Source organism: Amycolatopsis pigmentata (genome assembly GCF_042684065.1).
GTDB classification, from domain to species: Bacteria; Actinomycetota; Actinomycetes; order Mycobacteriales; family Pseudonocardiaceae; genus Amycolatopsis_E; species Amycolatopsis_E pigmentata.
In genome coordinates, this window is the sequence record NZ_JBHUKR010000007.1 from 483,027 (window position 1) to 509,835 (window position 26,809).

Below are 26,809 nucleotides of genomic sequence, written 5' to 3' on the forward strand. Positions count from 1 at the left end.
CAGTCTCCAAGCTCGGGAGACGCGCCGTGCCCCTTCCCTCCGCCGCGCGGGTGCTACTCCTGCCAGCCCGCGTGCCCGAGGATCTCGTCGATCACCGGTCGTTTCGCTTCGGCGTAGTAGTTGATGTCACGCCACTCGCGTTTCGCCAGTTCCCGCTTGGTCGCGACGTAGAGATCGCGGTCGGCCTCGCTGGTCCGCAGCCGGTCTCGGAAGGCAAGGTACCGCCTTGTCTCGACATGACCCGGCGGATAGCAGTGCAGGTTCACGGGCTCGTCAGGCTCACCGGTCCGGAAGCAACGGTGCTCCGGCTCACGGACGCGCAGGTCGTATCCCGCCGCTTCAAGGTCAGACAGGTAGGCCTGTTCGTCTTCCGGATCGTCGATGCCGACGACGATGTCGATGATCGGTTTGGCCGCCAGGCCTGGAACCGACGTGGAACCGATATGTTCGATCAGCCGAGCACGGCTGCCCAGGATCCTTCGTAGGTCGGCGGCACGGCGTTCAAAGCGCCTCGGCCACTCTGGGTCGTAGTCGACGATGGTGACCTTCGTGGGACGCAGCGGCCGGAGCAGGACCGCGGACAGTTTGGCGTCATCGAGTGCTTCGGGCATGTTCGCAGCCTTTCGGTGGGCAGCAGACCAACGTAGCGCGACGTCCGCTCGGCGATCAACTCCCAGCGGCGTTCCCGAGTGCTCCGCTCGACAGGCTCGACCGCGCGCCCCGAGGAGCGTGGCACAAGACGCATTCGGGCAGATTTCGGAAGCGGAGGCGCATTCACGGCGGTCCACCGGAGCACCCCGTGGTCGCCTTCGGGTAAACAAGTCCCAGGTGTTCGCCAGGAAAGGAAGAATTCACGTGCTACGCAGGCTTGTAACCGGTTTTGGTGTCGCACTGGTCGTACTCGGTGGCATGGTTTTCAATCCAGGGCCGGCCGGGGCCGATGTCGACCCACACGACCCCGTCGCGCAGGGAACCTGGGTTTTCATCAGGTGGTACCAGGGAGGCAACATTCCCTATCCGGGGTATCAGTGTGTCCAGGATGCTCTTACCCAGTACCCGGGCCACAACTATGACTGCAGGCCGGCGGGCGACACGACCCAGTTGTGGGTCGAGTTCTGAAACACCCCCGTCGGCAGGCCCTCGAGGATCACGACTGAGTCTGGAGCCGCGTGGTGGTCTCGGTCTTCCGCGAACGGAACGGGACCACCATTCCCCGGCGCGAGGCCTTGCGGATCAGGAACACGGCGGGCACCAGGCAGGTGAGCACGGCGAGCAGGCTGGCCTCCGGGCCGAACGACCCACCGGTCAGCACGGCCGGACCGGACAGCGCGGTGTTGAGCAGGCCGTCCGCGGCGTTCGAGGCCCCGGAAACGGTCGTGCCGAACACGCCGGACTCGAACAGGTTCCAGGCGAAGTGGAAACCGATCGGCAGCCACACCGAGCGGGTAAAGACGTAGCAGACACCCAGCGTGATCCCCGCCTCGATGGCGATGGAGATCGCACCCCACAACGTCGCACCGGAGTTGAGCAGGTGCGATCCACCGAACAACACAGCCGACAGCGCCAGCGCGATCCATGTGCCGAACCGGTCCTGCGCAAACCGGAAGATGACACCGCGAAAGAGCAGTTCCTCGTTGACCGAAGCGCTCGCCATCATCCCGATGCTCGCCACGAAGCCCCAGAAGGAGCCGGCGGAGAAGTGGTCCCAGCCGCCGAACATCCCGATCAGCAGCATCGTCGCGAGGAAGGCGCCGACACCGATGGCAGCTCCGCGCAGGAGGCCTGGCCTGGCCTTCTCGCGGGCCAGTTCAGGGACGCTGTCGCGCTGCTCGAGCCATCGTGAAAGCCGGGTGTAGGCGAACAATCCGGCCGCCGCGGTCCCGAGGCCGACGACGAGCGAGAGCGGGCCGAGGCCGACGACCGCGGCGTTGACGAGGCCCGCCACCACCATCACGACGATCATGGCGACCAGCAAGATGGGGAACCGGAACTTACGGAAGGAGTCCGTTTTCGTTGTCATGTCTGGAAAACTAGGCTCCCGCAAGCTGCCGGAAATCCCCTTGGGGAGGACACTTGCGTGTAGCTCCCACGGGGGACAAGCCCTCAGGTGCTTGAAACCCCCCAACCCGCCGCAGCGACTCGGCCGGCTCCCTGCGCTCGGATCAGAGCGTGGCAGCTTCCGGACGGGCTGTGCCTGGCCCTGGCTCTGGCCTCCAGCGTGCTCCCGGCCCGGATGGCCCTGCGCGGGACCGGAGCGCGGGCAAGCGTATGACCTCGTCGCCTCACTGCACGGGCAGGATCTTTCGATGAGCAGCTCAGCGAGGTGACGCGCGCCAGCCGCGTTCGAGGAGGGCAAAGGCGGCTTCGACGATGCGGGCCGGATTTTCGGAGCGGATGGCGAGCGCCGAGGTTTCCAGGGCGAAGTGGGCCAGTGCGGCACATTCGGGATCGGCTTCGGGGGCGCCGGTTTCGGCGGCAAGGGCGCGGCTGAGCGCGTCCTCGTGCCGCATCCACATCCGGTGCCAGTACTCGCTCAGCGCCGGAGTGCCGCGTACGAGGGTCATGAACTCTCGCGCCCCGTCGGCGGCGGCGCCGTACTCGACGCGGGCCAGCGTGTAGCCGCGCAACGCGTCCAGCACCGAAGTGCCCGGCGGGCGGTCGCGCACGGCGGCAACCAGGGCCTCCTCGATACCGGTGTCACGGTCGAAGACGAGGGATTCCTTGCTGGGGAAGTGTTTTTGCAGCGTCGTGGTGGACACGTCGGCGGCGTCGGCGATCTCGCGGACCCCCACGTTCTCGTAGCCGCGTTCGAGGAACAGCCGCAGGGCCGCATCGGCGAGCGCCTGGTGGGTGGCCGCCTTCTTGCGCTCCCGTCTGCCCATCCCGGTCGTCATACCTTGACAATATCACTAGTTGTACCGTGTACTCAGTTGTACGGTATCACCTTCGAGTCGAGGAGTTCTCTGTGATTACTCGTGTTCCAGTCCTGATCAGCGGTGGCGGGATCGCCGGACTGACTGCCGCCCTGCTGCTGCGACGCGAAGGGGTGTATCCGGTGCTGGTCGAGAAGCACGCCGGTGTGTCGCCGCAGCCGAAGGCGCGCCGGTTCAACCCGCGCAGCACCGAGGTGTTCCGGCTGCTCGGACTCGCAGCCGAGGTCGCCGAGGCGAGTGCGCCGCTGGCGTCGTTCACCGAGGTCCTGACCGGTCCGACGCTGGCCACGGCCCAGGTCCGGGACATGAGCGGCACCATGCGGCAACGGCGGCTGCAGCAGGCGAGGATTCCCGAGTTGAGCCCCGGACCGAACGTCCTGTGCCCGCAGGTCGTGCTGGAGCCGATCCTGCGCCGCGCCGCCGGGGAACGGGGCGTGTCCTTGCGGCCGGGTACCGAACTGGTGTCCTTCGCCCAAGACGACGACGGGGTGACCGCGCTGCTGAAGCCCGCGGACGGCGAGCCGTACGAGCTGACCGCGGACTACCTGATCGCCGCCGACGGCGCGCGCAGTTCCGTCCGCACCGCACTGGGCATCACGCGCAGCGGCCATGGCCATCTGGCCGACAACCTCGATCTCTACTTCCGCGCCGACCTTACGGACCTGGCACGGGAAAAGCCGTTCAACCTGTGCGAGATCGACAACCCGGTCGCCTCGGGCGCCTTCCTCTCGGTCAACGGCACCGACCGGTGGCTGTTCTCGACGGCCGACTTCCCCGAGGCGCACACGCTCGGCGACGGCGACTGGCACGATCTCCTGCGCATCGTGATCGGCATCCCGGATCTCGACGTGGAGCTGCTCAGCCGGTCCCCCTGGGAGTCGGCGATGCGCGTGGCCGACCGCTTCCGGGACGGCCGCGTGTTCCTGGTGGGCGACGCCGCGCACATGATGCCGCCGATGGCCGCGGCCGGAGCCAACACCGCCGTCGCCGACGCGGCCAACCTTGCCTGGAAACTCGCGGCCGTGCTGGCCGGACAGGCGGCGCCCGCCCTCCTCGACACCTACCACACCGAACGCCATCCGGCCGGCTACGCGATCGCCGAGGCCTCCAGCACCGTCCGCGGGCACGTCGGCGACATGCTCGCCGCCTACACCAAGCCGGACGCCCGGCACGACGACCTGCTGGCCACAATGTTCGGCACCCAGTACTCCGAGGGGGCGTTCGTACCCGACGGCCGCGGTCCCGCCCCCGTCGATCACTACGCCCCGGCGGGCCGTCCCGGCACGCGCGTGCCCCACGCCTGGCTCGACGCAGAAAAGTCCACTGTGGACTTCGCCGGCCCGGGCCTGACCATGCTCACCGGTCCGGACAACGGACGCTGGATCGCCGAAGCAGATCGTCTCGGGCTGCGTCTGGTCTCGGTGCCGCACCAGGACTGGCTCGCCGAGGTCTGCCTGCCCGCCGACGGCGCTCTGCTGCTACGCCCCGACGTCATCGTCGCCTGGCACTCGGCATCCGGGATACCACTCGCCGAGGCATTGCCGCGAGTGCTCGGCACCGCCGCCATCCCCGCATGACTGGCAGACCGGCTTCAGCCGGAACGGCCACCGGCCTCGACGTGCTGTGCGGTCACGGTCCGGTCCGCAAGTAGGCGTCTCGATGGTCGAGGCGCGAATAGCCCCTCGTCGGCATGAGCCGAGCGTGCCGACGGCTGGAAACTCCTCGCTGTGGCTCACCCAACCTGCAATGCAGGGCCGTGTCCAGCGCGCATCCACCACCGCATGGGACGCGGGATACCCCTTGCCCGCCCTCGTCTTCTGGGATCGGCACGTGGTGATGCGCTGTGCCGTGTGCGCCGTCGTCGTGCCAGACCAGGGTTTCACCCCGCGTTCGCGGGGTGATCCATTCGGGGACATACACATCGCGGCCGGTGGCACGTCGTACCGACGCGCGGGTGGTCCGAACCGAGGAAGTTGATTCCGTTGATCGTCCCTGCTGACACCGTGTGCGGGGGCTACTTCTGGAGGGGCAAGACCGCAGGTCGGACGCTTCGACGTACCGTCGCGACACACGCTGAACGGGGGTGAATGAGACCCAAACTGAACCCCTTGACAACGCCGTCGGTTCCTCCACGATCAAGAACGCACGCAGAGGTGTCCCGAAGGCGTCACAGGCCCACACTGATTGCAGTGCCATAACGCAGGGGTTATAGTGAGCGGTGAGATGGGAGGCAGAACTCCACGACGCTGTCGAGAGCCGGTATCTAGACCTGTGCGTCAGCGACCCGGAGACTGCCGACCTTGTCGAGGAGGCCATCGACACGCTGGAGCGTCTCGGACCAACGTTGAGCAGGCCACTCGCGGATCGGATCAAGGGTTCCGGAATACACAACCTGAAAGAGCTTCGCCCTGAATCCACAGGGCGTTCCGAAATTGGAATGCTCTTCGTGTTCGATCCGCGACGCTCCGCAATAGTGTTGGTGGCCGGAGACAAGGCAGGACAGTGGCAGCGATGGTACGAGGACGCCATTCCGCTGGCCGAGCAACGCTACAAAGAACATCTGGCCGCACTGGAGGTCGACAACGATGGCTAACTGGAAGGACGTCAAAGCGCGCAAGCGCGAGCTTGACATTGCCGCTGGCCGCGATGTCGAGGCGGCGAAGGCGGAAGCTCAGAGCCGCACACACGCATACGTGCTCGGATACCGTCTCAGCGAGTTGAGGGAACGAGCCGGGCTGAGTCAAACAGAGGTCGCCCGCCGCATGGGCGTCAAGCAGCCTCGCGTCAGCGCCATCGAGAAGGGCGGCCCTTCACAGATGGAAGTAGAGACCCTGAGCCGCTATATCGCGGCGCTGGGCGGACGCATGCGCGTGGTTGCCGGCTTCGGTGACCACGAGGAGATCGTTTCGGTGCCCGAGGTCAATCGAGACGAACTCGCCTCCGCCTGAACGCCAGGCCCATCTACGGCGTGATTGCCCTACGTCTAGACCACGCCTGCCCCACCAGCAGCAGACGCCCGGGGCTGCCCCACCCGCGACAGCGTGGGCCGGACCACTGGCCGACGCACAACTGAGACAGAAAATGAGACCCTGACATGACAAACGGCCCCCGCCGTGATCGGCGGGGGCCGTTTGTGCTGGTCTGAGGGGTGGCCAGGGCCGGGGTCGAACCGGCGACCTTCCGCTTTTCAGGCGGACGCTCGTACCAACTGAGCTACCTGGCCGGAAACGCCGGCTTTCGTGCCAGACGCTGGCGACCCTGACGGGACTCGAACCCGCGACCTTCGCCGTGACAGGGCGACGCGCTAACCAACTGCGCCACAGGGCCTTGCTGTACTGCGTACTCCCAACGGGATTCGAACCCGCGTTGCCGCCTTGAAAGGGCGGAGTCCTAGGCCGCTGGACGATGGGAGCTCGGCCGGTTTCGGCGAACCGACCGACCGCGCTCTCAGGTCCCCCCGGGAGCGATTACAAGCATAGGGTACGCCCACAACGCGCTCCAAACGGGTGTCCCTTAACCCCCGATCAGGCGGCGGACCTGCACTGACACCGCTAGCATCGGCTCAATGCCCGACAACTTCACACTGGACCGTGTCGAGCTCGGATCGGTCGAACTTCGGGTGCGGCACGGGGGATCCGGCCCTGCGGTCCTTCTCCTGCACGGCCATCCGCGTACGCACACCACCTGGTACCGGGTGGCGCCGCTGCTCGCCGAGCACTTCACTGTGGTGTGCCCGGACACGCGGGGCTACGGCGAGTCCTCGAAGCCACCGACCACCGACGATCATGAGCCTTACTCCAAACGTGTGATGGCTCAGGATTGCGTGGAGCTCATGCGAACGCTGGGTCACGAACGGTTCGCGGTGGTGGGGCATGATCGCGGAGCGTATGTGGCGACCCGGCTCGCGTTCGATCATCCGGACATCGTGCGGGCGCTGGCGGTGCTCGACGCCGTGCCGATCGGCGCGGCGCTGGCGAGGTGCGGGGCCAAGTTCGCACGGGAGTGGTGGCACTGGTTCTTCTTCGCCACACCGGACAAGCCGGAACGGGCGATCAACGCCGATCCGGACGCCTGGTACGACATCGGCACTCGCAATACGCCCGAGCGGTTGGGCGAGGCCAACTTCGCCGACTTCCGCGGCGCGATCAACGACCCGGCGACGGTGCACGCGATGCTCGAGGACTACCGGGCCGGCCTAGGCCTCGACCGCGAGCACGACGACGCGGAGTTCGCCGCGGGCAACAAGATTCGTTGCCCGACGTTGGCACTCTGGGCCTCCCGCGACGATCTCGACGACCTTTACGGCGACGTGCTCGGCGTCTGGCGGGAGTGGGCACACGACGTCCGTGGCGGCCGCATCGATTCCGGGCACCACATGGCCGAGGAAGCGCCCGAGGCGCTGGCCGCCGAACTCATCCGGTTCTTCGCCGGGTGACTTCCCGCCCGTATCGGGCCGCTATCGAACACATCGGCCTGGAATCTTCGCCAATCCGGCGGAAAGGGAGTTGCGAGCCGGATCCATGACGGTAATATTGCCGACTTCCAGGGGTGCGGCCAGGGAGCGCACCCCTGGAAATCCATGCCAGAGGGTCAGGGTTTCCCCGTGAGTGTCACCGCTGGACGGGGACCTGCCCCGTTTCGTCCGGAACCAGCCCCAACATGTCCAGCAGCTGCGCACAGTCCTCGGCGTCCGTCGCGCCGGCCGCTACCGCCAGGCGAGCCCGCCGTACTTGATCGTCGGAGACGCGTGGAGCGTCCGCCTGACTGGACCGCTGGGACGGGACACCCGCCATCCCGCCGCCCGCGTCCGCCCCTTCATACCGAAGGAGGAACTGTCGAACTTCCACCGACCCGCTCATTGCTCCTCCTCAATACTTAACTCCTGCAACGACCTGGCGCGAGGCTAGCGATCGGAAACAGCCGGACACAGCCCCCCGCAGAGTGAACCTGCTGGTCCCTACCCCGCACGCACAGCCACGATCAGGTGTACGGCAGGTGGCGTCACAGCGACGGCTCAGAGGACTTTTTCGAGTTCACCACTCGCGAAGCAGGCCCGAGTCGTGTAACAATCGACTTGCTGACACACCCCCGGTCAGCGCCTGTGGAGATCCCCTCCGACCCCCGCGTTCCTCCCCCTGGCGCGGGGGTCCTCCATTTTCGCCGTCTTGCCGGCAGGCTCCTTCCTCATTCGGGTGACACCCGCTTGGGTGGCGGGGAGTATTCCCCTTCGGGAAAGAGCGATCCTCGAGATCCGGGTCGGCTGCGCCGCGACGAGATCAGCGAGCGCGGGTCGGGTTACCGCGATCGCGAGAGCGGCGTGAGCTGCGGTGATTCCGCTGAGCTAACAGCAGGTTGCTCCAAGTGGGAAATGTGTCGCCCGAATGGCCTAACCAGTGAGCCACAGCATGTGTGTCTTGGCTCACATTCGAGCGAGTGTCGAGATCCAAACGTTATCGTGTGCAGGTGCTTCCATCACTAGGACGTCGCAGCAACACCCGGACCGACATCCGACCGGTTTCGCCGGGACGCCACCGGAACACCCCGGCCAGGGAGGCCGAGGCGGCCGTCGAAGACCACGAGCTCACCAGCTACCTCGCGGCCCTCGCCCCTCAGTCCGACCCGGAAAGCACGGGCACCGGCAAACGGTTCGGCGAGGCTCAGGTCTACCAGCTGCGGATGAACCTCGTGGCCGGCTCGCAGCTGCGTGAACTCGCGGAAAGCCGTGGCACCTCGCCCCAGGCGCTGGCCCGGGAATGGGTCCTCGAACGGCTGTCCTGGGAGGCGCAGGCCGCCTCCGCGCAGCGCCGCCAGTTCGCCGACCACCAGGGAACCCTCGACACCGACCAGCACAGGTTCAGCCGCCAGAACTGGGACGGCCGCTCCTAAGGCCGGCTCCGCCGTTCGAGGCCGGTTCCGCCGTCACGACAAGCGAGCCCCCGGCGAATGAGATTCGCCGGGGGCTCGTGACGTTCATGGCAGGGAGCGTCAGATGACGCGCACCTTCTGGGCCTGCGGGCCCTTCTGACCCTGCCCAACCTCGAACTCCACACGCTGGTTCTCCTCGAGGGTGCGGAAGCCGCGCCCATCGATCTCCGAGTAGTGCACGAAGACGTCGCCCTCGCCACCGTCCTGGGCGATGAAGCCGAAGCCCTTCTCGGCGTTGAACCATTTCACAGTGCCTTGCGCCACCGCTTTACTCCTCGTTACATCCGCATCGACAGCCGGTGAACCGGCTCCCGGGCCGTCCCGGGCGGTTCCAACGAGACGAGCAAAGAGCGGCGTAGCTCATGGCTCGCGTCAGAAGTTCCGCGAGTGTGAAGCCACGAACACGCAAAACGACGGCCTACGACGCAGCCTACCGGGATCTCGCGAAATCTGAACCCCCCGCGACGACCGTTCCCCGATGTCACCGAAACGTCGTACAGCGCTTCTCCGAAGATCGCTCCCGCAACCCGATAGGATGATGTTGTGCCTCTGTAACGTTCATCTTGCTATATAGAACGTGACCTCTGTCACTCTATTGGGGCTCAACGACGGGGGCGTGGCAGGCGTCATGTGGGGCATGTGGGGACGAAGGGGTAGGGACGACGTGATCAAGCACGGGATCGCGCGGCGAACGCGAGCCACTGTGGTCGGCATCGCACTGGCCGCGGTTTTGGGGACAAGCGCCTGCAGCAGTGGGTCAACCACCACCACGACACCGACGCCGATGCCGCCGAACGGCGGCGGCCAGGCCGCGACTTCGGCGCAGCCGGCCAAGTTCGTCACCCAGCCGGCGAACGGCGCGACCGCGATCGGGCCCGCGGACCCCGTCAAGGTCACCGTGAGCGACGGCAAGATCGACAACGTCACGCTCACCAAACCCGACGGCGGCACCGTCAACGGCCAACTCGCCGCCGACAAGCTGAGCTGGTCCACCACCGAGCCGCTCGGCTACGGCAAGACCTACACCTGGCACGGCACGGCGACCGGTACGGACAACAAGCCTGTCGAAATCGCCGGGGCCTTCACCACGGTGACGCCGAGGAAGCAGATCTCCGCCAGTCTCAACGTCGGTGACGACCAGACCTACGGCATCGCGATGCCGATCGCGCTCACCTTCAGCAGTCCGGTCGCCGACAAGGCGGAAGTCGAGCGGCACCTGTCGGTGGAGACCACGCCGAAGACCGACGGCTCCTGGGCGTGGCTGTCCGACACGCGGGTGCACTGGCGGCCGAAGGACTACTTCCAGCCCAACACCACGGTGAAGGTCAACGCGAACATCTACGGCGCGCGCTTCGGCAACGGCGCCTATGGCCAGGAAGACATGACCTCCGCGTTCACGATCGGCCGTTCGGAGATCGTCAAGGGCGACACCCGCACGCACCACATCCAGGTGATCCGCGACGGCCAGCAGATCGCCGACTACCCGGCCAGCTTCGGGCTCGACTCGGACCCGGGCCGCGTCACGCCCAGCGGCACGTACGTGGTCATGGAGAAGCACCCGACGTTCTCCATGAGCAACCCGCGCTACAACTACCACGACGTGAACGTGCCGTGGGCCACGCGGCTCTCCAACGACGGCGTGTTCATCCACGGCCTGGCCGCGTCGGTCTGGGCACAGGGCAGCCAGAACGTTTCGCACGGCTGCGTGAATCTCTCACCGGCGCGCGCGAAGGAGTACTACGACGGCGCACTCTTGGGCGACCCCGTCGAAATCGTGGGCAGCAGCGTGCAGCTTTCGGCTGCCGACGGCGACTATGCCGACTGGACCTACAGCTGGGAGAACTGGACCAAGCTTTCGGCCCTGGCCGGCTGAACCGCCAGGCCGATCCAGAGTGCCTTCTCGCCGCCTTGCCCGCGGCGAGAAGGCACTACCGCGTGGGCTCGGTCGTGTTCTCCCGGCTCTCCGTGTCGCTCAGCCATACCGGAATGGGCATCATCTGCTGGGTCTGGTCATCCAGCAGTCGCGCCGCCTCGGCCATGGCCTCGGTGTCGATCGGTTCCGTCATTTTCTCCCGTCCTCCTTCCTCTGGTCGTCATTGACTTGCCGGGGCATCATCTTGCCGTGGCCGTGGAGGCGAGTTCAATGCGGATAGTGCCCCGGCTCACGTGAGCCGGGGCACACTCGCCGAAATCAGCCCTCCGCGACGACCGGGCTCGTCACGACCTTCTCCTGTTCGACTTGGGCGATGGGCACCCGTGCGGTCTCCGGAATGAGCATGATCGGCACGATCGCGATCACCGCGGCGATCATCAGGTAGAACGCGGGCCAGTCCTCGTTGCCGGTGGAGTGGATCAACGCGGTGACGATCACGCCGCAGGTGCCACCGAACAACGACGTCGACACGTTGTAACCGATGGCGAACGATCCGTAGCGGACGCGGGTGGGGAACATCGCCGGGAACGTCGACCCGATGACCGCGAGCATCAGCAACAGCAACAACGCCACCGCGCCGAACCCGAGGATCAGCAAGGCGAGGCTCCCGCTCTGCATCAGCTTGATCGCCGGGTAGCTCACCACCAGGAAGCCGATGGCCGCGGTGAGCAGCATCGGTTTCCGGCCGATCCGGTCGGACAGCGCGCCCAGTGGCGCGATCAGCGCCATCTGCACCAGTTCCACGCCGATGATGATCATCGTGGAGGTGTTGTCGTTGATCTTCAACGTGTCCGTGAAGTACGTCGGCATGGTGGTCAGCAACATGTAGTCGGCGATGTTCAGCAACAACACGATGCCGACCAGGTTGAGGATCATGCGCCAGTTGCGGGCCAGCGTCTCGCCGAGCGGTGCCTTCTCGGCCTTCTCGCCCGCCGCCTCGAGCCGCTTGAACTCAGGCGTGTCCTCCAGTTTCGTCCGGAGGTAGAGACCGATCAGGCCCAGCGGCAACGCGATGAAGAACGGGATCCGCCAAGCCCAGCTCTCCACCTGGTCCGCGGAGAACGACAGGGTCACCGCCAGCACGACGATGTTGCCGAGGACGTAACCGGCGAGCGTGCCGAACTCCAGGAAGCTTCCCCAGAATCCGCGACGCTTCGTCGGCGCGTACTCGGCGATGAACGTCGCCGCGCCGCCGTACTCGCCACCGGTGGAGAAACCCTGGATCAGCCGCAGCAGCACCACCAGGACCGGAGCCGCGAACCCGATCGACGAGTACGTCGGCACGCAGCCGACCAGGAAGGTACAGCCGGACATCAGCAGGATGGTCAGCGCCAGCACCCGCTGACGGCCGATCTTGTCACCGAGCGGCCCGAAGAACGCGCCACCGAAAGGCCGCACCACGAAACCGATCGCGACCAGCGCGAGGGATTTGAGCACCGCCGTGCTGCCGCCGCCGGGAAAGAAGACGGTGCCGATACTCGTGGCGATCGCACCCGAGGTGAACACCCCGTAGTCGAACCATTCTGTAGCGTTACCCATTGCGGAGGCGAGGACCGCACGTTTGACCGTTCTGGGGTCGACTTCCCTTGTCTGAGCTGCTGGTTCCGTCATCTGCCCCGACCTCCTCTTCAGTTACGTGTCAGCACTCAAGGTTCGGACCATAGTGGTGTTGGCAAGTAATTCTCGCGGTTATCGTGGTTCTTGTCTCTTCGAACAGCATGTCTGTCCGATGTAGCGTGTGGCGGTGAGTGAAGAACGGCAGCGGGACCGGCCCCCATGGCCACCGGTCGAGACCGAGACGGTGACGCCGCATCCGGACGCCCCCGGCCCCGGCACCGAACTGGATATGCACTACGACCAGTGCTTCGGTTGCGGTGACGTGGAAAGCGGGCTGCACATGCGGACCACGGTGGGCGAGCACATGGTCGTGCACTCTCGGTTCACCGTCACCGAAGCACATCAGGGCGCGCCCGGCCTTGCCCACGGCGGACTTCTGGCCTGCGCCTTCGACGAGGCGCTCGGCTCCACGGTGGGAAACCTGCTCCGCAAGCCCGCCGTCACCGGCAAGCTGGAGACGGACTTCGTGCGCCCGGTTCCCGTCGGTACCACGTTGTACATCGCGGCGAGGCTGGACGGCGTGGCCGGCCGCAAGATCTACGTGAGTGCCGAAGGCAGGCTGGGCTCAGCGGACGGCCAGGTCGCCGTCCGCGCACGCGCGCTGTTCGTCCAGGTCGGCTTCGAGCACTTCACCACGCACGGTTACGCCGACGCGCTGCAACGATTCCGTAGCACCACCCGTGAGTCCAAATGGGACATAAACCCTTGAGCCTCAGGTGAGCGTGCGCGGACGGATCGCGTTCGCGCGGTCGACCAAGGCGATGCGATCGCCTTCGGTTCCCGCCAGGCGGGCCAACGCCCGGTAACAGCGTTCCAGTCCGAAGCGGATGTCCCGTTCGGACAGACTGCAGCCGAGCACCCTCGTTTCCGAGCGGTGTCCCTCCGGTGCGGCGCGCACCCACTCGAACGCGGCTTCGAGGACCTCGGCGGACAACCGGGTGCGACGCTCCGCGTCGAGGGCCAGCCGTTCCAGCCGGACGCTCGCGTCCGCCAGATCCCCTTCGGAGAGCGTGGCGTTCGCGGTCGCGCTGGTCCTGATCTTGATCGCCGCGACCTGCGCCGCCACGTAGTGGGTCGAGGACGAGGGCACCGACTCCAGCACTTCGACCGCGCTCGTCCGCGCGCCTTGCGCCAGATATACCCGCGCCAGCCCGAAAGCCGCGCTGACGTAGGACCGGTCGGTGCGCCACACCAGTTCGTAGAGCCGTGAAGCGGTGAAGTAGTCGCCGACGCCTTCCGCGCTCACCGCGAGGGCGAGTTTGGGCGCGATCTCGCCGGGCAGATCGTCGTACACCGCCTCGAAGGCCACCTGCGCGACGCGCTGGCGCCCGCCCGCGAGCTCGATCAGGCCGCGGTGCCAGTCGATCCGCCAGTCGTGCGGGTAACCGGCGCGGATGGCGAGGTACTGCGCGGCCTGCAACTGACGGTTCGCCTCCGCGAGCTCGCCGAGTTCGACGCGCGCCCGCACGATGCGCAGGCGCACTTCGATCGACTGCCGGGGCGCGTTCGCCAGCGCGTCGACGGCACCGCGCGGATCGAGCACCGTGGTGGTCGCGAGCACGCCGGCGCCGGGATCGCTGGTGTCGACCTGGGGAATCGGCAGGCCCGCCACCACCTCGACCGCGTCCGGCAGCGGCACCGGCTTGCCGGGCTCCGGCACCACGATGTCCACCCCGAAGGCGTTGGCCTCCGGACCGAACACAGTGGACACTCCGGGCCGCGGTTTCCTGGTGCCCAGAGCCAGGATTTCGCGCAGCACACCGGCGAGCTGGTCGGCCATGTCCTCGGCGGTGATGAACCGGCGGTCGGGGTCGCGATGGGTCGCCCGCTTGAGGAACCGGTGGTAGGAACCGAAAAGCTTGAACAGCGGCACGTCGTCCGGGCTCGGCAGCTGTTCCTTGTACTTGGTGGTGTAACCGTTGAACTCGAAGCTCAGCACGGCCAGCGTGCGCCCGACCGTGTAGAGGTCGGAGGCGACCGAGGCGCCCTGGCGCGCGAGTTCCGGTGCGGCGTAACCGGTGGTGAAGAACAACGGGCTGGAGTAGTCGTCCATGCGGCGCACCGCGCCCATGTCGATGAGCTTCAGTTGTTCGTGCGTCTGGATGACGTTGTCCGGCTTGAGATCGCAGTAGAGCAGGTTCTGGCTGTGCAGGTAACCGAGCGCGGGCAGGATCTCCAGCCCGTAGGCGATGACCTGGCCGATCGGCAACGGCTCCGGACGGCCGGTCCTGCGGTGGTGCTCCAGCGCGATCTGCCGCAGCGACTGGCCGCCGATGTACTCCATCACGATGTAGCCGACCGAATGGCCGGTCCGGGGATCGGGGTGCTGCACGAAGTTGTAGATCTTGACGATGTTCGGGTGCTCGACCTCGGCGAGGAAGCGCGTCTCGTTCACCGCCGCCGCCATCGCGGTGGCGTCCCCGGTGTCGATCAGTCCTTTGAGGACGACCCAGCGGTCGTTGACGTTGTGGTCCTGCGCGAGGTAGATCCACCCCATGCCGCCGTAGGCGAGCGCGCCCAGCACCTCGTACTGCCCGCCGACGAGATCGCCCCGGTGCAGCTTCGGCGTGAACGAGTAGGGCGTTCCGCACTGTTCGCAGGTGCCTTCCGGGCCCGAGCCTCCGCGGCCGACCTTGGACGAACAGTTGCCGCAGAAGCGTTTCTCCTCCGACACCACCGGATTCGTGAGCACCGCGGACGCCGGGTCACGGTAGGGCACCGGCGGCACGTCGACCAGGCCGACGCCCAGCCTGCCGCGGCGGGAGGAGCGCCGTCCGCTTCGCCTGGAGGTACCGGGGAAAGCGCCCGTCCCGGTGCCCGCGCCGGTCCCGAAGCCGGTTCCGGTCCCGAAGCCGGTTCCGGTCCCGAAGCCGGTTCCGGTCCCGGGACCGGTGCCTGGCCCCGTGCCCGGGCCGGTGCCCGGTCCCGTGCCGCTGCTGCTCTCCGGCAGGACGCTTTCGGTGCCCGGATCGGGCAGTTCCACGCTCTGCTGCCGCGGCGGTTGCTTCGGCGGCATGATGCTGCGCGTCTGCGGTGTCGGCGCGGACAACACGCTGGTCAGTTGCGGTTCGGCGCCGTTGCCGGCGCGCGCTTCTTCATCCAGCCGACCGGAAATCGGTTCGTGCCGTGGTTGCTGTGGCTGTTCCGGCATGGCCTTGTCTCCTACATCGACCGCAGGCGAACGTGACGCCGTTCCGGCGTCCGGGTCTTGGTCATCGAGTCACGCTCACTACTGGTACGCCACCTGTGGCGGGGCGGCCGGCCCGAGCAGCGGCAGTAGCCAGGTGTTGTAACTGTCCCGCCACGCGGCGCCGCCGCGGACGGTGTCGAGCACGGAGTTGACGTAACGCACCATGTCCTCGTGACCTCGGGGTATGCCCACACCGTAGTTCTCCTGGGTGAACCGGTCACCGACCACCTCGAGATTCGGGTCCTGTCTGGCCATGCCCGCCAGGATCACGTCATCGGTCGACACCGCGTCGACCTGCCCCTGCTGGAGCATCACCAGGCAGTCCGACCAGTTCTTCACCGAGACCGGCACGGGTCGCGCCGACGACTGGGAAAGCGTTTTCAACGATGTCGAGTCCGCGGCGGCGCACACGCGCTTGCCCCGGAGATCCCCGAGCCCGTTGACGCCGGTGTCGCGCTCGACCAGCACACGCTGGCCCGCCACGTAGTACGGCGACGAGAAGTCGATCTTCTTCAACCTGTCGCAGGTGATGCTGTAGGTCCGGACCACGACGTCCACCTGGTTGTTGACCAGCACGTCTTCGCGCGCCGACGACGGGATCGCCTTCCACTGCACGTGGTCGTGCCAGTCGCCGAAGAGCGCGTTCGCGATCTGCTTCACGATGTCGATGTCGAAGCCCTCGAACTGGCCGGTGCCCGGATTGAGAAACCCGAACAGGTAGGTCGTCTGGTCCACTCCCGCGATGAGCCGGCCGCGCTGCTTGATGGCGGCCATCGTCGAACCGGAGGGGATCGACGGGTTCGGCGCCAGGCTGCGAAGATCGCATCCGGACGAACCCGGGCCGCCACCGCTGGGGTCCGCGCCCCCGACGTTCGCGGGCATCGGCTCCCGCACGTCGCTTACGGGTGCCGGATCGACGGGGGCGCGCTGCCCGGCGCATCCGGCGATGACCATCAGCACCACCGCGAGCAGCGCGCCGAGTCTTCGCGAGGATCGTCTCATCAGCGGTACTCCCTCAGGCGGTCCCGGATTCCGATGGTCACTCCGCCCGCGGCGACCACGGCGAGCACCGCCACCCCGGGAGCCAGGAAGATCAACATTTGCCCGGCGGCATTGGTCTTGTCGACGAACGCCTGCCGCCCGTCGTCGATCGCCTTGCCCAGCGCGGTGTCGAGGTTGGCGAAGAAGGTCGCGGCATTGCTCGGCAGCGTCTGGTCGACGGCCTCCTTGACGGCGTCGACGTAGGCACCCCCGTCGTCCTTCTCGCGCAGATCCTTGTGGGTGGCCAACCACTTGTCCGCGTTGGTGATCGCGGTGTCCACCTGCGCGCCCGCGTCACCACCGACCAGGCCCTTCGCCTCGCCCAGCAGGCCGGTGAACACCGGTGCCACCTGCTGGAAGTTCGTCTCGTATTCCGCGCCGGCACCGCGGGCGACCAGGGTCATGGTCTCGTCGGCACGGGCCTGCACGGCGGCGGCGCGAGCACGGACGAGCACGTCGACCGGATGACTTCCGTCGTCCTGCCCACTGCCGACCAGGGTGCCCTGCACCACCAGCGCGATCGACCCCCACAACAGCACCAGTGCCATCGCGCCGGTCGCCACGACCAGGCCGATGTTGAGCAACCGGTTCGTGCGGCGGGTCAGATACACCTGCGTGGCGACCAGCGCGGCCAGCGAAAGGCACAGCAGCACCACGGTCAGCCACGGAACGCCACCGGCGTCGGCCTGCTGCGCTTCCAGCTGCGCGGTATCGATTTTGTAGAGGTCCGCGGCGACGGGAAGGATCGTGGCGCGCATCAGGTTCGACGCCTCCTGCAGGTAGGAAGCGCCGACCGGGTAGCCCAGGCGGTTGTTGGCCCTGGCCGTCTCGACCAGTCCGGTGTAGACGGGCAACTGCTGGCTGATGGCGGTCACCTTGGTCTCCGCGTCGCCGGTCGCGTCGGAAGCCGCCTTCGCCAGCGCCGAGCCGGCGCGGGCGATGTCCTGGTCGTAGCGGATGCGCAACTCGGGCGGCGGGTTGCCGGTGATCAGGAACGCGATGGCCGCCGTCGCGTCCGCGTCCGACAGCGAGCGGTAGACCTCCTGCGCGGCGGCGGTCAACGGCTCGCGGTGGCTGATCAGGTCTTCGGTCGTGCTGCTCCGCTGCTGGACCATGACGGTGCCGACCAGACCGGTGAGCAGGGTCGCGACCACGAGTCCGACGGCGAGGACGGTGAGCAGGCCCGGCGTGGTCCGCGCGGACCGGATCACGCCGCGCACCACGGTCGCCGGGAGTTCGAGCAGACCGGCGAGCCCGGATCGCGTGGTTTCCGGCGGCGGGGCGGGAACCGGAGATTCCGGGACGGGGCCGCTCGGCGGCGTCGTCGGACGCATCACGGTACTCGTCATAGCTTCCACCCCTCGCCCGGTCACCACTCGCATGAAGGTATCCGAGTCACCTGAGCGAGCCAACGGCTCCCGGACGGAAACGTCGCTGGTAGGCGCGATGCGGCTGTCCGGGTGACGGCCGGTGCGGCGAAGGCGTTATTGATATGTGTCATTCCGCTTCGCCCGGCACGATCGGACCCGGACATGACGGTGCCCCCGGCCTCGAGGCCGGGGGCACCGGAGTGCAAGCTCTCAGATCACGCTGACCGAGGTGGCCTGCGGGCCCTTCTGGCCCTGGCCGATCTCGAACTCCACGCGAGCGTTCTCTTCCAGGCTACGGAAGCCGTTGCCCTGGATTTCCGAGTAGTGCACGAAGACGTCGCCGCCGCCGTTGTCGGGAGTGATGAATCCGAACCCCTTCTCGGAGTTGAACCACTTCACGGTGCCCTGGGTCATCAAAAATATTCTCCAAATACTGCAAACACAACGGAAACGCCACTCCGGCGCTCCGGGTCGGATGCGAGACGGTTTGCTCTCCCGATGGGAAACCACTACGCCCGCGTAGTCTTGCGAGCGTGAACTAGCACGAACACAAAAGCTTCAGACCGACCTCAGTACATCACAGATCTCCGCCGGGCGCCACACCACCGGGCCTCAGCTCGAACGATTCGCCTGGAAAAGGGACGAAAGACGGACGTCGGGGCTGATCACGTCGGTGTCGGTCCGCACGTCGATCACGCTCGGCCGCTGATGGTGCAGGGCACGGGCGATCGTGGGTTCGAGCTGTTCGGGCGATTCGACGGTGTAGCCCGCCGCGCCCACCGAACGCGCCCAGGAAGCGAAATCCACCACCGGGAACGAAACACCGGACAACCGGCCGTGCGCGCGCGCCTGATGCATCGCCATATCGCCGTAGAGGCCGTTCTGCACCACGACCACGATGACCGGGGTCCGGTACCGGACCGCGGTCTCGATCTCCTGGCCCGTCATCATCATGCTGCTGTCCGCGACCATCGCGACCACCGTGGTCTTCGGCGCGGCGAGCTTCGCGGCGACCGCGGCGGGTACCGCGTAGCCGAGCGCGCGGTTGGCCGGGCCGAGCTGCGTCTTGGGCTCGGTGAAGCACCAGTAGCGCTGCACGAAACCGGCGAAGTTGCACGAGTCACTGGTGACCACGGTGTTCTCCGGCACGACCTTGCGCACCGCGCGGACCACGTCCGCCGGGTGGATGAGCGCGCTGCCGCGAGTGTCCGGCGGCGTCATGAAGGTGTGCGTGACCGCGTTCGCCGCCGAACTGCGCCGCGCGCGCGGCTCGGCGACCGCGCACAGCTCACGCAGGAACGGCTCGATCTCGCACTCGACGCGGAAGGTCAACCCGCTTCGCCAGGTCTGATCGAAGCCGGTACCGATCATCACCAGGGTCTGCGTCGGCAGCGGGTAGCGGTAGTTCTGGGTGGTGACCTCGTCGAGCCGAGCGCCGATGGACAGCACCAGATCCGCGCGGTCGAGCGCGTCGAGTTGCCGCTGCGGGATTCCGATACCCAGATGGCCCGCGTACCGGGCGTGGTTCTCCGGGAAGGCATCCTGCCTGCGGAAAGCGTTGTAGACGGCGAGCCCGAGCTTGTCCGCGACGGCGATCAGTTCCTCGCGCGCGGGGCGCGCGCGGCTGCCGGCGATCGCGACGGGGAAGCGAGCGTCCGACAGCAGGGCGGCGACCTCGTCCGCGGAGCGCAGCAAGGCGCCGGAGCGGTCCGGGGAAAGATCGGGCACGGGAAGCGGTCCGTCGAACGGGGCGACCCAGTAGTCCGCGGGGATCGAAAGCACGGCCGGTCCGCGCCGGCCCGTCTGCGCCTCTTCCAGCGCCTCGGCGATCAGGTCCGGGACGTCGGTGGCCGACTCGGCTCGGGCGGCCCACTTGGCGTAGGGCCGAAACATTTCGATCGCGTCGGGTTCGCCGGTCAGGCCGCCGCGCAGGTTCAGCGAGGGCCGGGCGGCGAGCATGACGAGCAACGGGGTCTCGTCCTCGTACGCGGTGTGCACACCGGCCATCAGGTTCATCGCGCCCGGCCCCCGGGTGGCCAGCACCAGCGCGGGGATGTCACGCAGTTTCCCGTCGGCCTCGGCCATGAACGCGGCCGCGGCCTCGTGCCGGGCCATGACCAGGGTCATCTTGGGGGCGAACTGGCAGGCGTCGAGAAATTCGAGAAACGAGTCTCCGGGCACGGTGTAAGCACGCCGCACCCCTGCTTCTACCAATACCCGGACCGCGACCTCCGCGACGGTCCGATTCTCCTCATGCCCGATGACACAAGATAATCAAACGCTCGTCGTGCCGGTCAAGCGGCTTCGCGATATCCGTCATGGAGGAACGGCCCGTCGCGCCGAGCGCGTCCGTTGAGGGTGGTGGTGGGCGTCGGGGGTGACGGGCGGGGTGAACGGGCGCGCTTCCGTTGGCAGCTAAGCCGCGACGGGATCGGTCCACGCGTTCACCAGCGCCGCGTACCGTGGCGATTCGCGCAGCAGCGTCGAGTGGTCGCCGAGCAGGGTCGCCCGCCCGTCCATGACGAGCACGCGGTTCGCTCGCAAGGCCGCCGACAGGCGATGCGCGATGACCACCAGGACACCGCCTCTCGCGGTGAAAGCGCGTTCGGCAAGGACCTCCGCGACGGGGTCGAGGTTCGACGTGGCCTCGTCGAGGATGATCACGCGCGCCGGGCCGGCATACACGCGCGCGAGCCCGAGCAGTTGCGCTTCGCCCGCCGAAAGCACGTCGTGACCGAGGTCACCATCGAGGCCGCCGAGCCGGGCCACCAGGTCCTCGGCGTGCACCGCTCGCACGGCGGCGGTCAACTGCGCGTCGGTGGCCCCGGGCGTGAACAGGGCGAGATTCTCCCTGACCGTGCCCGCGAACACGTAGGTCTCCTGGGGGACGAGCGCGACCAACCGGTGCAACGCCGAAGGCCGTACCTGATCCACCGGAACGCCGCCGATCAGCACTTTCCCTTCTCGTGGCGGCACGAGACCGGTCAGCAGCGCGGTCAGGGTGGACTTTCCGATCCCGCTCGGGCCCACCACCGCGAGGTGATCACCCGGGTTCAGCGTCAGGTCCAGGCCACGCACGATCGGTTCGGCGTGCTCGCTCCAGCCGAACGTCAGGCCCCGCACCGTGATCGTCTCGCCGGACGGATCGCGGTCGCCGGAACGCTCGGGCGGCACCGGCGTCACCTCGGCGAGCCTGCGGAGCGCGACCATCAGCCGCAGCACGACGGTGCTCGCCGTCGCGGCCAGTCCCTGCAACGCGGGTTGGAGCGAGCCGGCGAGGTAGATGAGCGAACCGAGCGCGGCGCCCGCGGTCATCCGGCCCGCGACCACCATGCCCGGCGCGACGATCAGCACCAGCAGCAACGGCGCGAAGCCGCCCACCGCGACGATCAGAGTGCGCAGCGCGCTCGCGTTGGCCATGCTCGCCGCGGCCTGTTCCTGTCTGGTCACGGACCCGTGCAAAGTCCGTGCGGCCACGGCTTCGGCGCCGCAGGCGGCCACATCGCGGATGCCGGTGAGTACCGAGCCCGCCACCTCCGCGGTCGCCTCGTCGGCCAGCGTGACCGTCCGCTGCCGGCGCGCGAGTGAGGGAAGAAGGCAGGCGAACAGCGCGATCGAGATCACCACCGGAACAGCGACCAACCACGCCAGCGAACCGGCCACGGTGAACAGGCCGGCCAGCGCACCCGCCGTCGTCACGACCATCCCGCGCGCCTGCACGAGCAGGCCCCCGGTGGCATCGCGGACGATTTCGACGTGCTGGGTGATCCGCGCGACACCGCTGGCGTCCGGCGCGTTGCGTGGCGGCGACGGATCGTTCAGCACGCCCCGCACGACCGCGGTGACCAGCGCGTCCCGCATCGGTTCCACGATGTCCGCGAGCAGCCGCCACACCAGCCGCGACCCGACCGCACCGGCCAGTGCCACCAGGGCGAACGCACCGAGGTAACCGGCGCCGACGACGGCCCGGCCCGCCGCGAAACCCTTGTCCACAGCCAGTTCCACGAGTCTGCCGGAGAAGAAGGCCGGTGCTCCTTCGAGCACCGAGCAGCCGAGCATGGCCAGACAGCCGCGCCACCGCGTCGCGAGCGTCGCCCAGTACACGCTCACACCTTCTCCTGTGTTCCGCGGGACACCCACTCGTGGTCGGTCCGCATCGCCGGGATCTCGCCGTCGTCGGCACCCTCGAACACCGCCCGGTAATCCGGGTCGGCCCACAGCACCGCGTGGGGGGCGAGTGCCCGTATGCGCCCGTTGTCCAGCCAGGCCACCAGATCCGCCCGGCCGGCCGTGACGGCCCGGTGCGTCACCGACACCCGGGTGGCGGCGGCCCCCCGGACGGCACTGTCCACTATGGACTCCGTGACCGTGTCCAGGCTCGCGGTCGCGTCGTCGGTGATCAGCACCCTCGGCCTTCGGACGATCGCGCGCGCGAGGCCGAGCCGCTGTGCCTCGCCGCCGGAAAGCGGTGTCTCCCGCAGAGCGTTGTGGTAGCCGTCGGGAAGGCGGACGACCAGGTCGTGAACCTGCGCGGCCCGGCACGCGGCGGCCACCTCGTCGTCGTCGGCCACCGTGCCGTACGAAACCGCGTCGGCGACGGTGGTCCCCAGCAAGGCCGGGCGCTCGAAGGCATAGGCGATCGCGGCGTGCAACTCATCCGCGTAAAGCTCACCGATCGGGACGCCGTCGAGCAGAACCTGCCCTCGTTCCGGCGCCTGAAGCCCACCCAGCACGGCCAGCAATACCGACTTGCCGGAACCCGACCGGCCTACCACGGCGACGGAACTCCCACCGGGGACGATGAGGTCGACCCCGTCGAGCGCGCCGGGAACGGTGACGCCCCAGAGTTCCACGGTGCCCGGCCCCGGCGGCACCCCTCGTGTGCCGGGGCCGGGCGCCCACGCGTCGAGGACCTCCGCGATCCGTCGCGCGCAGGAAGAGATCCGCGCCAGCGTGGTGAGCAGGGGAATACGGCTCACCAGCGTCATGCCGAGCGCGACGTAACCGAGCGCGGCGAGCACCTGCCCGGCGCTGAGGCGCCCCGCCTGCACGCCGAAGCCGGCCGCCAAGAGCACGGTGACCTCGACCGCGGGAAGCAGCAAGGCGGCCCGCCACACCATCTTGGCCTGCGTACGCCATATCCCGGTGCCCGCCGCGCCCAGGCGCGGCAGCGGCTCCAGCACCCGACGGGTCTCACGGTCGGCGGTACCGGACGCCGCGATCGTGCGCAGGCCGCGGAGGGCGTCGAGGAGCCGCGCGGACAGCTCTCCCGAAACCCGTTGATACGCAAGGACATCGTCCGCGGTGAACCGCATGTGGGACCGCGCGATGACCAACGCCACGGGCACGCTGGCGACGAAGACCACGGCCAGCCGCCAGTCCAGCGCGGTCAGCAGCGCGACCGCGCCGACCGAGAAGACCACTGCCGAACCGAGTTGCATGAGGGTCGGGGCGATCGCTCCGGCGTTCGCGCAGTCACCGGTGAGCCTGCTCAGCGCGTCGCCCGCGGCGAAGTCGGATCGGGACCCCAGGGCGAGCAGCCGGTCGGCGAGTCTGCGGCGCAACCAGGCGCTGGCCGCGGCCGTCGTGGTCGCGGTGAGGAGCACGGTGAGCACGCTCGTGGCGATTTCACCCGCCCCGACGGCGAAGAACCAGGCCACCTTGGGCCAGCTCAGCGCTCCGGCGATGGCCGAGTCGACGGCGGCCGCCAGCGCACCCGGGAGCACCAGGCCGGCGGCGGTGGACACCGCCGTGCACAGCAGGAGCAGCCCGACGCGCGCGCGATCCCGCTTGAGCGCGTCGACCAGCAGGGCCTCCCCCGGGTTGGACATCGGCCTTCCCTCGGTTCCGACCCGGGTTCACTTCCCAGGCTCTGTCGGGTTCGTGAGGTTCCTGTCACGATGAGAGCGGGAGCGGCGCACTTGGCCTGCGCCGCTCCCGCCGCACTACCTCAGCACCTCAGACTTGTCAGTCCTCGGCGCGCTGCTGGCACGCCAGCAAGGAGACGGTGCTGTGGCTGCAGGGGAGCAGCAGGCTCGCGTTGCTCGCGGTCGTGCTGCCGCCACCGCCGCCGCCGTGACCCGACGGGGCGTCCATGGCCTGCAGGTCGAGAACCAGTTCCATTTCGTGTTCCTTCCTAGGTGGTGTTACATCCACCGGTCCGGGGTGACCGGGGTCTGGGGGCCGCCGAAGAACGGCAGGGCGGCGGTGCCGTCGAGCGTCATGGCGAGCGCGGCGAGGACGCCGGCGCCACCGGTGGCGTAGTCCATGGACAACCGGGCGAGCTGGTTGCCGGGGAAGGCCGTGCCACCGCCGTAGGGCATCGCGTGCCAGGCCAGGCGGGACAGGTGCAGCGCGATCAGGCGCTCGGCCTCCTCGTCGCGACCGCGGTGCCTGCCCATCGCGAGCGCGACCATCAACCCGGCGCGGCCGAGCGTCAGACCGGGATGGGCGACGAACTCACCCACGCAGGCGGAGCGGAGCCCGGGGAGTCCGGCCACACTTTCCGCGTCCGGCCGGTGCGCCGCGAGTTGTTCGGCGACCATCGCGACTCCGGCGCTGCCGACGCGGACGTAGGGCAGCGTGCGGGCGTCGCCGTCGCGAACCTGGAGCGAGCCGTCGTCGGTCTCGACGCATTCTTCGAGGTCCCTGGCGAGGGCACGGTCCGCGAGATCCAGCCAGTCCTCGTCCTTGGTGTGCTCGAACAACCGGATGAACAGCAAGGCCGGTCCGGACCAGCCGCTGAGCAGGCCCGCCCGCCCGTAATCGCCGGGCGGCGCGGCGTTCGGAAGGGTTCCCGCGAGCCGGGTGGCGATCTTCATCGCGCCTTCGGCGAACGTGTGGTCGTGGCGGGTGGTCGCGAAGTGCAACAGGTTGAGGCCGACGCCGGAGAGACCGGTGTCCAGGCTGTGATCGTTGGTCTGGTCCACGAGCCGGGTGGATCCCTTGATCAGCTCGCCGGCTTCCTCGTGGTACCCGAAGCTCTCCAGCACGTAGGCGATGCCGTGCGCGCCGTCGTAGAAACCGGGGCGGTGCAACGGTTCCCGGCGGAGATGGGCGAGCAGCCAGCGCTCGTGTTCGGGGAACCGGCCTTCGCCCGTGACGTCCAGCGCGTACAGCACCCCCGCGGCGCCGACGCCGAAACAGGCGCCGCCCACGGTGAACTGCTCGGGATCACCGGGGAAGAGCCGGTCATCGCGCTCGGGGGTGGCGCTGGCGAGGATCGCGGTCGCGATCGACTTCCGCACCTGCGCCCAGTCCGGTTCCGGCTTGTCCAGCTCGCTGGAGAAGACCGGCGGAGCGCCGCGCCGCGGGGTGAGCACGTCGAGCACGCTGTCGGCGTAGTCGTGGCCGAGGCCGAAACGCCGGCGAACCGATTCGACCAGTCCGGGCAGTTTCCCGGGGGCGAACTCGAGCAGCGTGGTGAGCGGCAGGAAGATCCACAACCGGAGCGCGGCGAGCGCGTAGTCGTCGATCTCGAAGTCGTCCCGGTCGGCGGGAGCACGGAAACCGGGCGCGCCGAGCGCGGGCCTGCCGGGTCCGCCCGCTTCGAAGGCAAGCTCGAAGTCGATCAAGGACACGCGGTCGTCCTCGTCGACGAGGATGTTGAGCTGGTGCAGGTCGCCGAACACGATGCCCCGGTCGTGGATGGCCTTGACCATCCGCTCGATCTCGCCGACGAGCGCGAGCGCGCGCCGCGTGTAGCGAGCGACGGCGTCGGCGTCCGGTTCACGGCGGACGAGGGGATAGTTCTGCGCGAGCCAGGAACCGAGCTGGATCCCCGAGACCCGTTCCATCGCGACGAAGGTGTGCTCCCACACCGTGAACAGGTCGTACACCGCCGGTATGCCGGGGATGCCGTCCAGCCGGCGGAGGGTCTCGTACTCCCGCCGCAGCCGGGCCACCGCGTCGACGTGGTCGCGGTCGAGGCCGGCGTGCGGCCGGGCCTCCTTCAGCACCAGTTCCTTGCCGTCGGCCAGCCGGGTGGCGAGGTACACGCCACCGCCGTTGGAGAAGTGCACGGCGGAATCGACCCGGTAGGGAAACTGGCCGGGGTCACCGTTCTTCCGCGCCTCGAGGTGCGGAAGCAGGCATTCGGGAAGAACCTCCCAGTCCGGCACCTCGAACTTCGGGCCGCGCCGGTCGGGGACCAGGTTGCCCTCGCCGTCACGGATCGCCAGTACGCGGGCGCCGTCGGATTCGACCCATTGCTCGGCGAACCCGCCGTACCGCACATAAAGCGGCCCGTCGCCGTAGCGAAGATCGCTCAGAATATACGGCCCGGGCTCGCCTCGAAGCACCGCCGAAAGGTCGGCCAGGATCCGCTCCAGCGCCTTGTTGTCACTCGGATAAATGGTGACGAGCTTGCCGCTGGCATCCCGTGCCGCGTACTTCGCGTTGCGGGAGAGCAGGATTCCCTTGGTCCGCAGGTGCTTGAACGGCACGCCGTGCTCCACGCAATAGGTCCAGACCGCGGCCAGCACACGCTCGGCGCTGTCCATGGTCGCGGAAACGTGGATCTTCCAACCCTGACCGGGCAATGCGGCCGCCGGCGGCTGCAGATGCCGCCAGACTCCCTTGTCGAGGGCGACCCAGCCCTCCGGGGGCGTGGGCAACCTCGTGGCGAACTCGTCGCCGGCGTGCTCGGGCTTGCGCTGCAGGTCGAAGAACAGCGGGTCGGCGAAGCAGAACTCCTCGTAGCGAAGATCCATCGCGGTTCCCTCCCCCCGGCTAATCGGATGCTCTCGGCGTGTGGCCCGCCGATATTTGTTCACATTTCCCGGCGCCGGTTCCATCCGCC

Annotated in this window: 23 protein-coding genes and 3 tRNA genes; 7 read left to right on the plus strand and 19 right to left on the minus strand. The window is 68.1% G+C overall.

The window, feature by feature from the left end; translation table 11 throughout:
* Window positions 1–53: 53 nt before the first annotated feature.
* The 3 genes from ACFSXZ_RS15225 to ACFSXZ_RS15235 all read right to left on the minus strand — a co-directional run bounded on the left by ACFSXZ_RS15225 (window position 54) and on the right by ACFSXZ_RS15235 (window position 2,894).
* A complete protein-coding gene (locus tag ACFSXZ_RS15225; protein ID WP_378265631.1) occupies window positions 54–611 on the minus strand; it encodes a GrpB family protein in 558 nt (185 codons plus the stop codon).
* Window positions 612–1,147: 536 nt separating this feature from the next.
* A complete protein-coding gene (locus ACFSXZ_RS15230) occupies window positions 1,148–2,020 on the minus strand; it encodes a CPBP family intramembrane glutamic endopeptidase (protein ID WP_378265633.1) in 873 nt (290 codons plus the stop codon).
* 295 nt (window positions 2,021–2,315) lie between these two features.
* Window positions 2,316–2,894 carry a TetR/AcrR family transcriptional regulator gene (locus tag ACFSXZ_RS15235; RefSeq protein ID WP_378265634.1) on the minus strand — a complete coding sequence of 193 codons (579 nt, stop codon included), beginning with the start codon at window positions 2,892–2,894 and terminating at the stop codon, window positions 2,316–2,318.
* A 71-nt stretch (window positions 2,895–2,965) separates the two neighbouring features.
* Between ACFSXZ_RS15235 and ACFSXZ_RS15240 the strand changes: the two genes are divergently transcribed.
* The 3 genes from ACFSXZ_RS15240 to ACFSXZ_RS15250 all read left to right on the plus strand — a co-directional run bounded on the left by ACFSXZ_RS15240 (window position 2,966) and on the right by ACFSXZ_RS15250 (window position 5,881).
* Window positions 2,966–4,510, plus strand: coding sequence for an FAD-dependent monooxygenase (locus ACFSXZ_RS15240; protein WP_378265636.1), 1,545 nt, complete (start codon window positions 2,966–2,968; stop codon window positions 4,508–4,510).
* Window positions 4,511–5,151: 641 nt separating this feature from the next.
* Entirely contained in the window at window positions 5,152–5,526 is a 375-nt protein-coding gene (locus ACFSXZ_RS15245) for a type II toxin-antitoxin system RelE/ParE family toxin (RefSeq protein WP_378265638.1), read from the plus strand.
* A complete protein-coding gene (locus tag ACFSXZ_RS15250) occupies window positions 5,519–5,881 on the plus strand; it encodes an XRE family transcriptional regulator (RefSeq protein WP_378265640.1) in 363 nt (120 codons plus the stop codon). The genes ACFSXZ_RS15245 and ACFSXZ_RS15250 overlap by 8 nt, the downstream gene beginning before the upstream one ends.
* A gap of 201 nt (window positions 5,882–6,082) precedes the next feature.
* Here the strand turns inward: ACFSXZ_RS15250 and ACFSXZ_RS15255 are convergent.
* The 3 genes from ACFSXZ_RS15255 to ACFSXZ_RS15265 form a co-directional block, all read right to left on the minus strand.
* Window positions 6,083–6,156, minus strand: a tRNA-Phe gene (locus tag ACFSXZ_RS15255).
* 27 nt (window positions 6,157–6,183) lie between these two features.
* Window positions 6,184–6,260: transfer RNA gene (locus ACFSXZ_RS15260), tRNA-Asp, on the minus strand.
* A 13-nt stretch (window positions 6,261–6,273) separates the two neighbouring features.
* Window positions 6,274–6,346 (minus strand) — tRNA-Glu (locus tag ACFSXZ_RS15265).
* Window positions 6,347–6,498: 152 nt separating this feature from the next.
* On the opposite strand from ACFSXZ_RS15265, the gene ACFSXZ_RS15270 reads away from it, so the two are divergent.
* Window positions 6,499–7,368 carry an alpha/beta hydrolase gene (locus ACFSXZ_RS15270; RefSeq protein WP_378265642.1) on the plus strand — a complete coding sequence of 290 codons (870 nt, stop codon included), beginning with the start codon at window positions 6,499–6,501 and terminating at the stop codon, window positions 7,366–7,368.
* 175 nt (window positions 7,369–7,543) lie between these two features.
* Here the strand turns inward: ACFSXZ_RS15270 and ACFSXZ_RS15275 are convergent, their stop codons facing one another.
* A complete protein-coding gene (locus ACFSXZ_RS15275) occupies window positions 7,544–7,792 on the minus strand; it encodes a hypothetical protein (protein ID WP_378265644.1) in 249 nt (82 codons plus the stop codon).
* A gap of 604 nt (window positions 7,793–8,396) precedes the next feature.
* Here ACFSXZ_RS15275 and ACFSXZ_RS15280 point away from each other — a divergent pair.
* Window positions 8,397–8,819: a hypothetical protein gene (locus tag ACFSXZ_RS15280; RefSeq protein ID WP_378265646.1), complete on the plus strand. Its 423-nt coding sequence runs from the start codon at window positions 8,397–8,399 to the stop codon at window positions 8,817–8,819.
* Window positions 8,820–8,918: 99 nt separating this feature from the next.
* Here the strand turns inward: ACFSXZ_RS15280 and ACFSXZ_RS15285 are convergent, their stop codons facing one another.
* Entirely contained in the window at window positions 8,919–9,122 is a 204-nt protein-coding gene (locus ACFSXZ_RS15285; protein ID WP_027941311.1) for a cold-shock protein, read from the minus strand.
* Between the two features lie 364 nt (window positions 9,123–9,486).
* Here ACFSXZ_RS15285 and ACFSXZ_RS15290 point away from each other — a divergent pair, with 364 nt between their 5' ends.
* Window positions 9,487–10,731: a L,D-transpeptidase gene (locus tag ACFSXZ_RS15290; protein ID WP_378266467.1), complete on the plus strand. Its 1,245-nt coding sequence runs from the start codon at window positions 9,487–9,489 to the stop codon at window positions 10,729–10,731.
* A 55-nt stretch (window positions 10,732–10,786) separates the two neighbouring features.
* Here ACFSXZ_RS15290 and ACFSXZ_RS15295 read toward each other — a convergent pair whose 3' ends face one another.
* Together ACFSXZ_RS15295 and ACFSXZ_RS15300 are read right to left on the minus strand one after the other, a co-directional pair.
* Window positions 10,787–10,924: a hypothetical protein gene (locus ACFSXZ_RS15295; RefSeq protein WP_378265649.1), complete on the minus strand. Its 138-nt coding sequence runs from the start codon at window positions 10,922–10,924 to the stop codon at window positions 10,787–10,789.
* A 125-nt stretch (window positions 10,925–11,049) separates the two neighbouring features.
* On the minus strand, window positions 11,050–12,402 hold the full coding sequence (locus ACFSXZ_RS15300; protein ID WP_378265651.1) for an MFS transporter: 1,353 nt from the start codon (window positions 12,400–12,402) through the stop codon (window positions 11,050–11,052).
* Between the two features lie 235 nt (window positions 12,403–12,637).
* Between ACFSXZ_RS15300 and ACFSXZ_RS15305 the strand changes: the two genes are divergently transcribed.
* Window positions 12,638–13,117: a PaaI family thioesterase gene (locus ACFSXZ_RS15305; RefSeq protein WP_378266468.1), complete on the plus strand. Its 480-nt coding sequence runs from the start codon at window positions 12,638–12,640 to the stop codon at window positions 13,115–13,117.
* A 3-nt stretch (window positions 13,118–13,120) separates the two neighbouring features.
* Here ACFSXZ_RS15305 and ACFSXZ_RS15310 read toward each other — a convergent pair whose 3' ends face one another.
* From ACFSXZ_RS15310 to lanKC, 9 genes are all read right to left on the minus strand, one after another.
* The gene (locus tag ACFSXZ_RS15310; RefSeq protein WP_378265653.1) at window positions 13,121–15,559 is read right to left on the minus strand and encodes a serine/threonine-protein kinase; all 2,439 of its coding nucleotides are present in this window, start codon (window positions 15,557–15,559) and stop codon (window positions 13,121–13,123) included.
* Between the two features lie 78 nt (window positions 15,560–15,637).
* Complete coding sequence (locus ACFSXZ_RS15315; RefSeq protein ID WP_378265655.1) at window positions 15,638–16,600, minus strand: glutamate ABC transporter substrate-binding protein; 963 nt, start codon at window positions 16,598–16,600, stop codon at window positions 15,638–15,640.
* Complete coding sequence (locus tag ACFSXZ_RS15320; RefSeq protein ID WP_378265657.1) at window positions 16,600–17,988, minus strand: hypothetical protein; 1,389 nt, start codon at window positions 17,986–17,988, stop codon at window positions 16,600–16,602. The genes ACFSXZ_RS15315 and ACFSXZ_RS15320 overlap by 1 nt, the downstream gene beginning before the upstream one ends.
* A gap of 231 nt (window positions 17,989–18,219) precedes the next feature.
* A complete protein-coding gene (locus ACFSXZ_RS15325; protein ID WP_378265659.1) occupies window positions 18,220–18,423 on the minus strand; it encodes a cold-shock protein in 204 nt (67 codons plus the stop codon).
* A gap of 198 nt (window positions 18,424–18,621) precedes the next feature.
* Window positions 18,622–20,271 (minus strand): thiamine pyrophosphate-binding protein, encoded by a 1,650-nt coding sequence (locus ACFSXZ_RS15330; protein ID WP_378266469.1) that lies wholly within the window; start codon window positions 20,269–20,271, stop codon window positions 18,622–18,624.
* A gap of 153 nt (window positions 20,272–20,424) precedes the next feature.
* Window positions 20,425–22,068 (minus strand): ABC transporter ATP-binding protein, encoded by a 1,644-nt coding sequence (locus ACFSXZ_RS15335; RefSeq protein WP_378266470.1) that lies wholly within the window; start codon window positions 22,066–22,068, stop codon window positions 20,425–20,427.
* A gap of 47 nt (window positions 22,069–22,115) precedes the next feature.
* Window positions 22,116–23,840 (minus strand): ABC transporter ATP-binding protein, encoded by a 1,725-nt coding sequence (locus ACFSXZ_RS15340; protein ID WP_378265661.1) that lies wholly within the window; start codon window positions 23,838–23,840, stop codon window positions 22,116–22,118.
* Between the two features lie 136 nt (window positions 23,841–23,976).
* Window positions 23,977–24,132, minus strand: a complete 156-nt coding sequence (locus ACFSXZ_RS15345) for a SapB/AmfS family lanthipeptide (protein ID WP_378265663.1) — start codon at window positions 24,130–24,132, stop codon at window positions 23,977–23,979.
* A 23-nt stretch (window positions 24,133–24,155) separates the two neighbouring features.
* A complete protein-coding gene (gene lanKC / locus ACFSXZ_RS15350) occupies window positions 24,156–26,720 on the minus strand; it encodes a class III lanthionine synthetase LanKC (RefSeq protein ID WP_378265666.1) in 2,565 nt (854 codons plus the stop codon).
* Window positions 26,721–26,809: the final 89 nt, after the last annotated feature.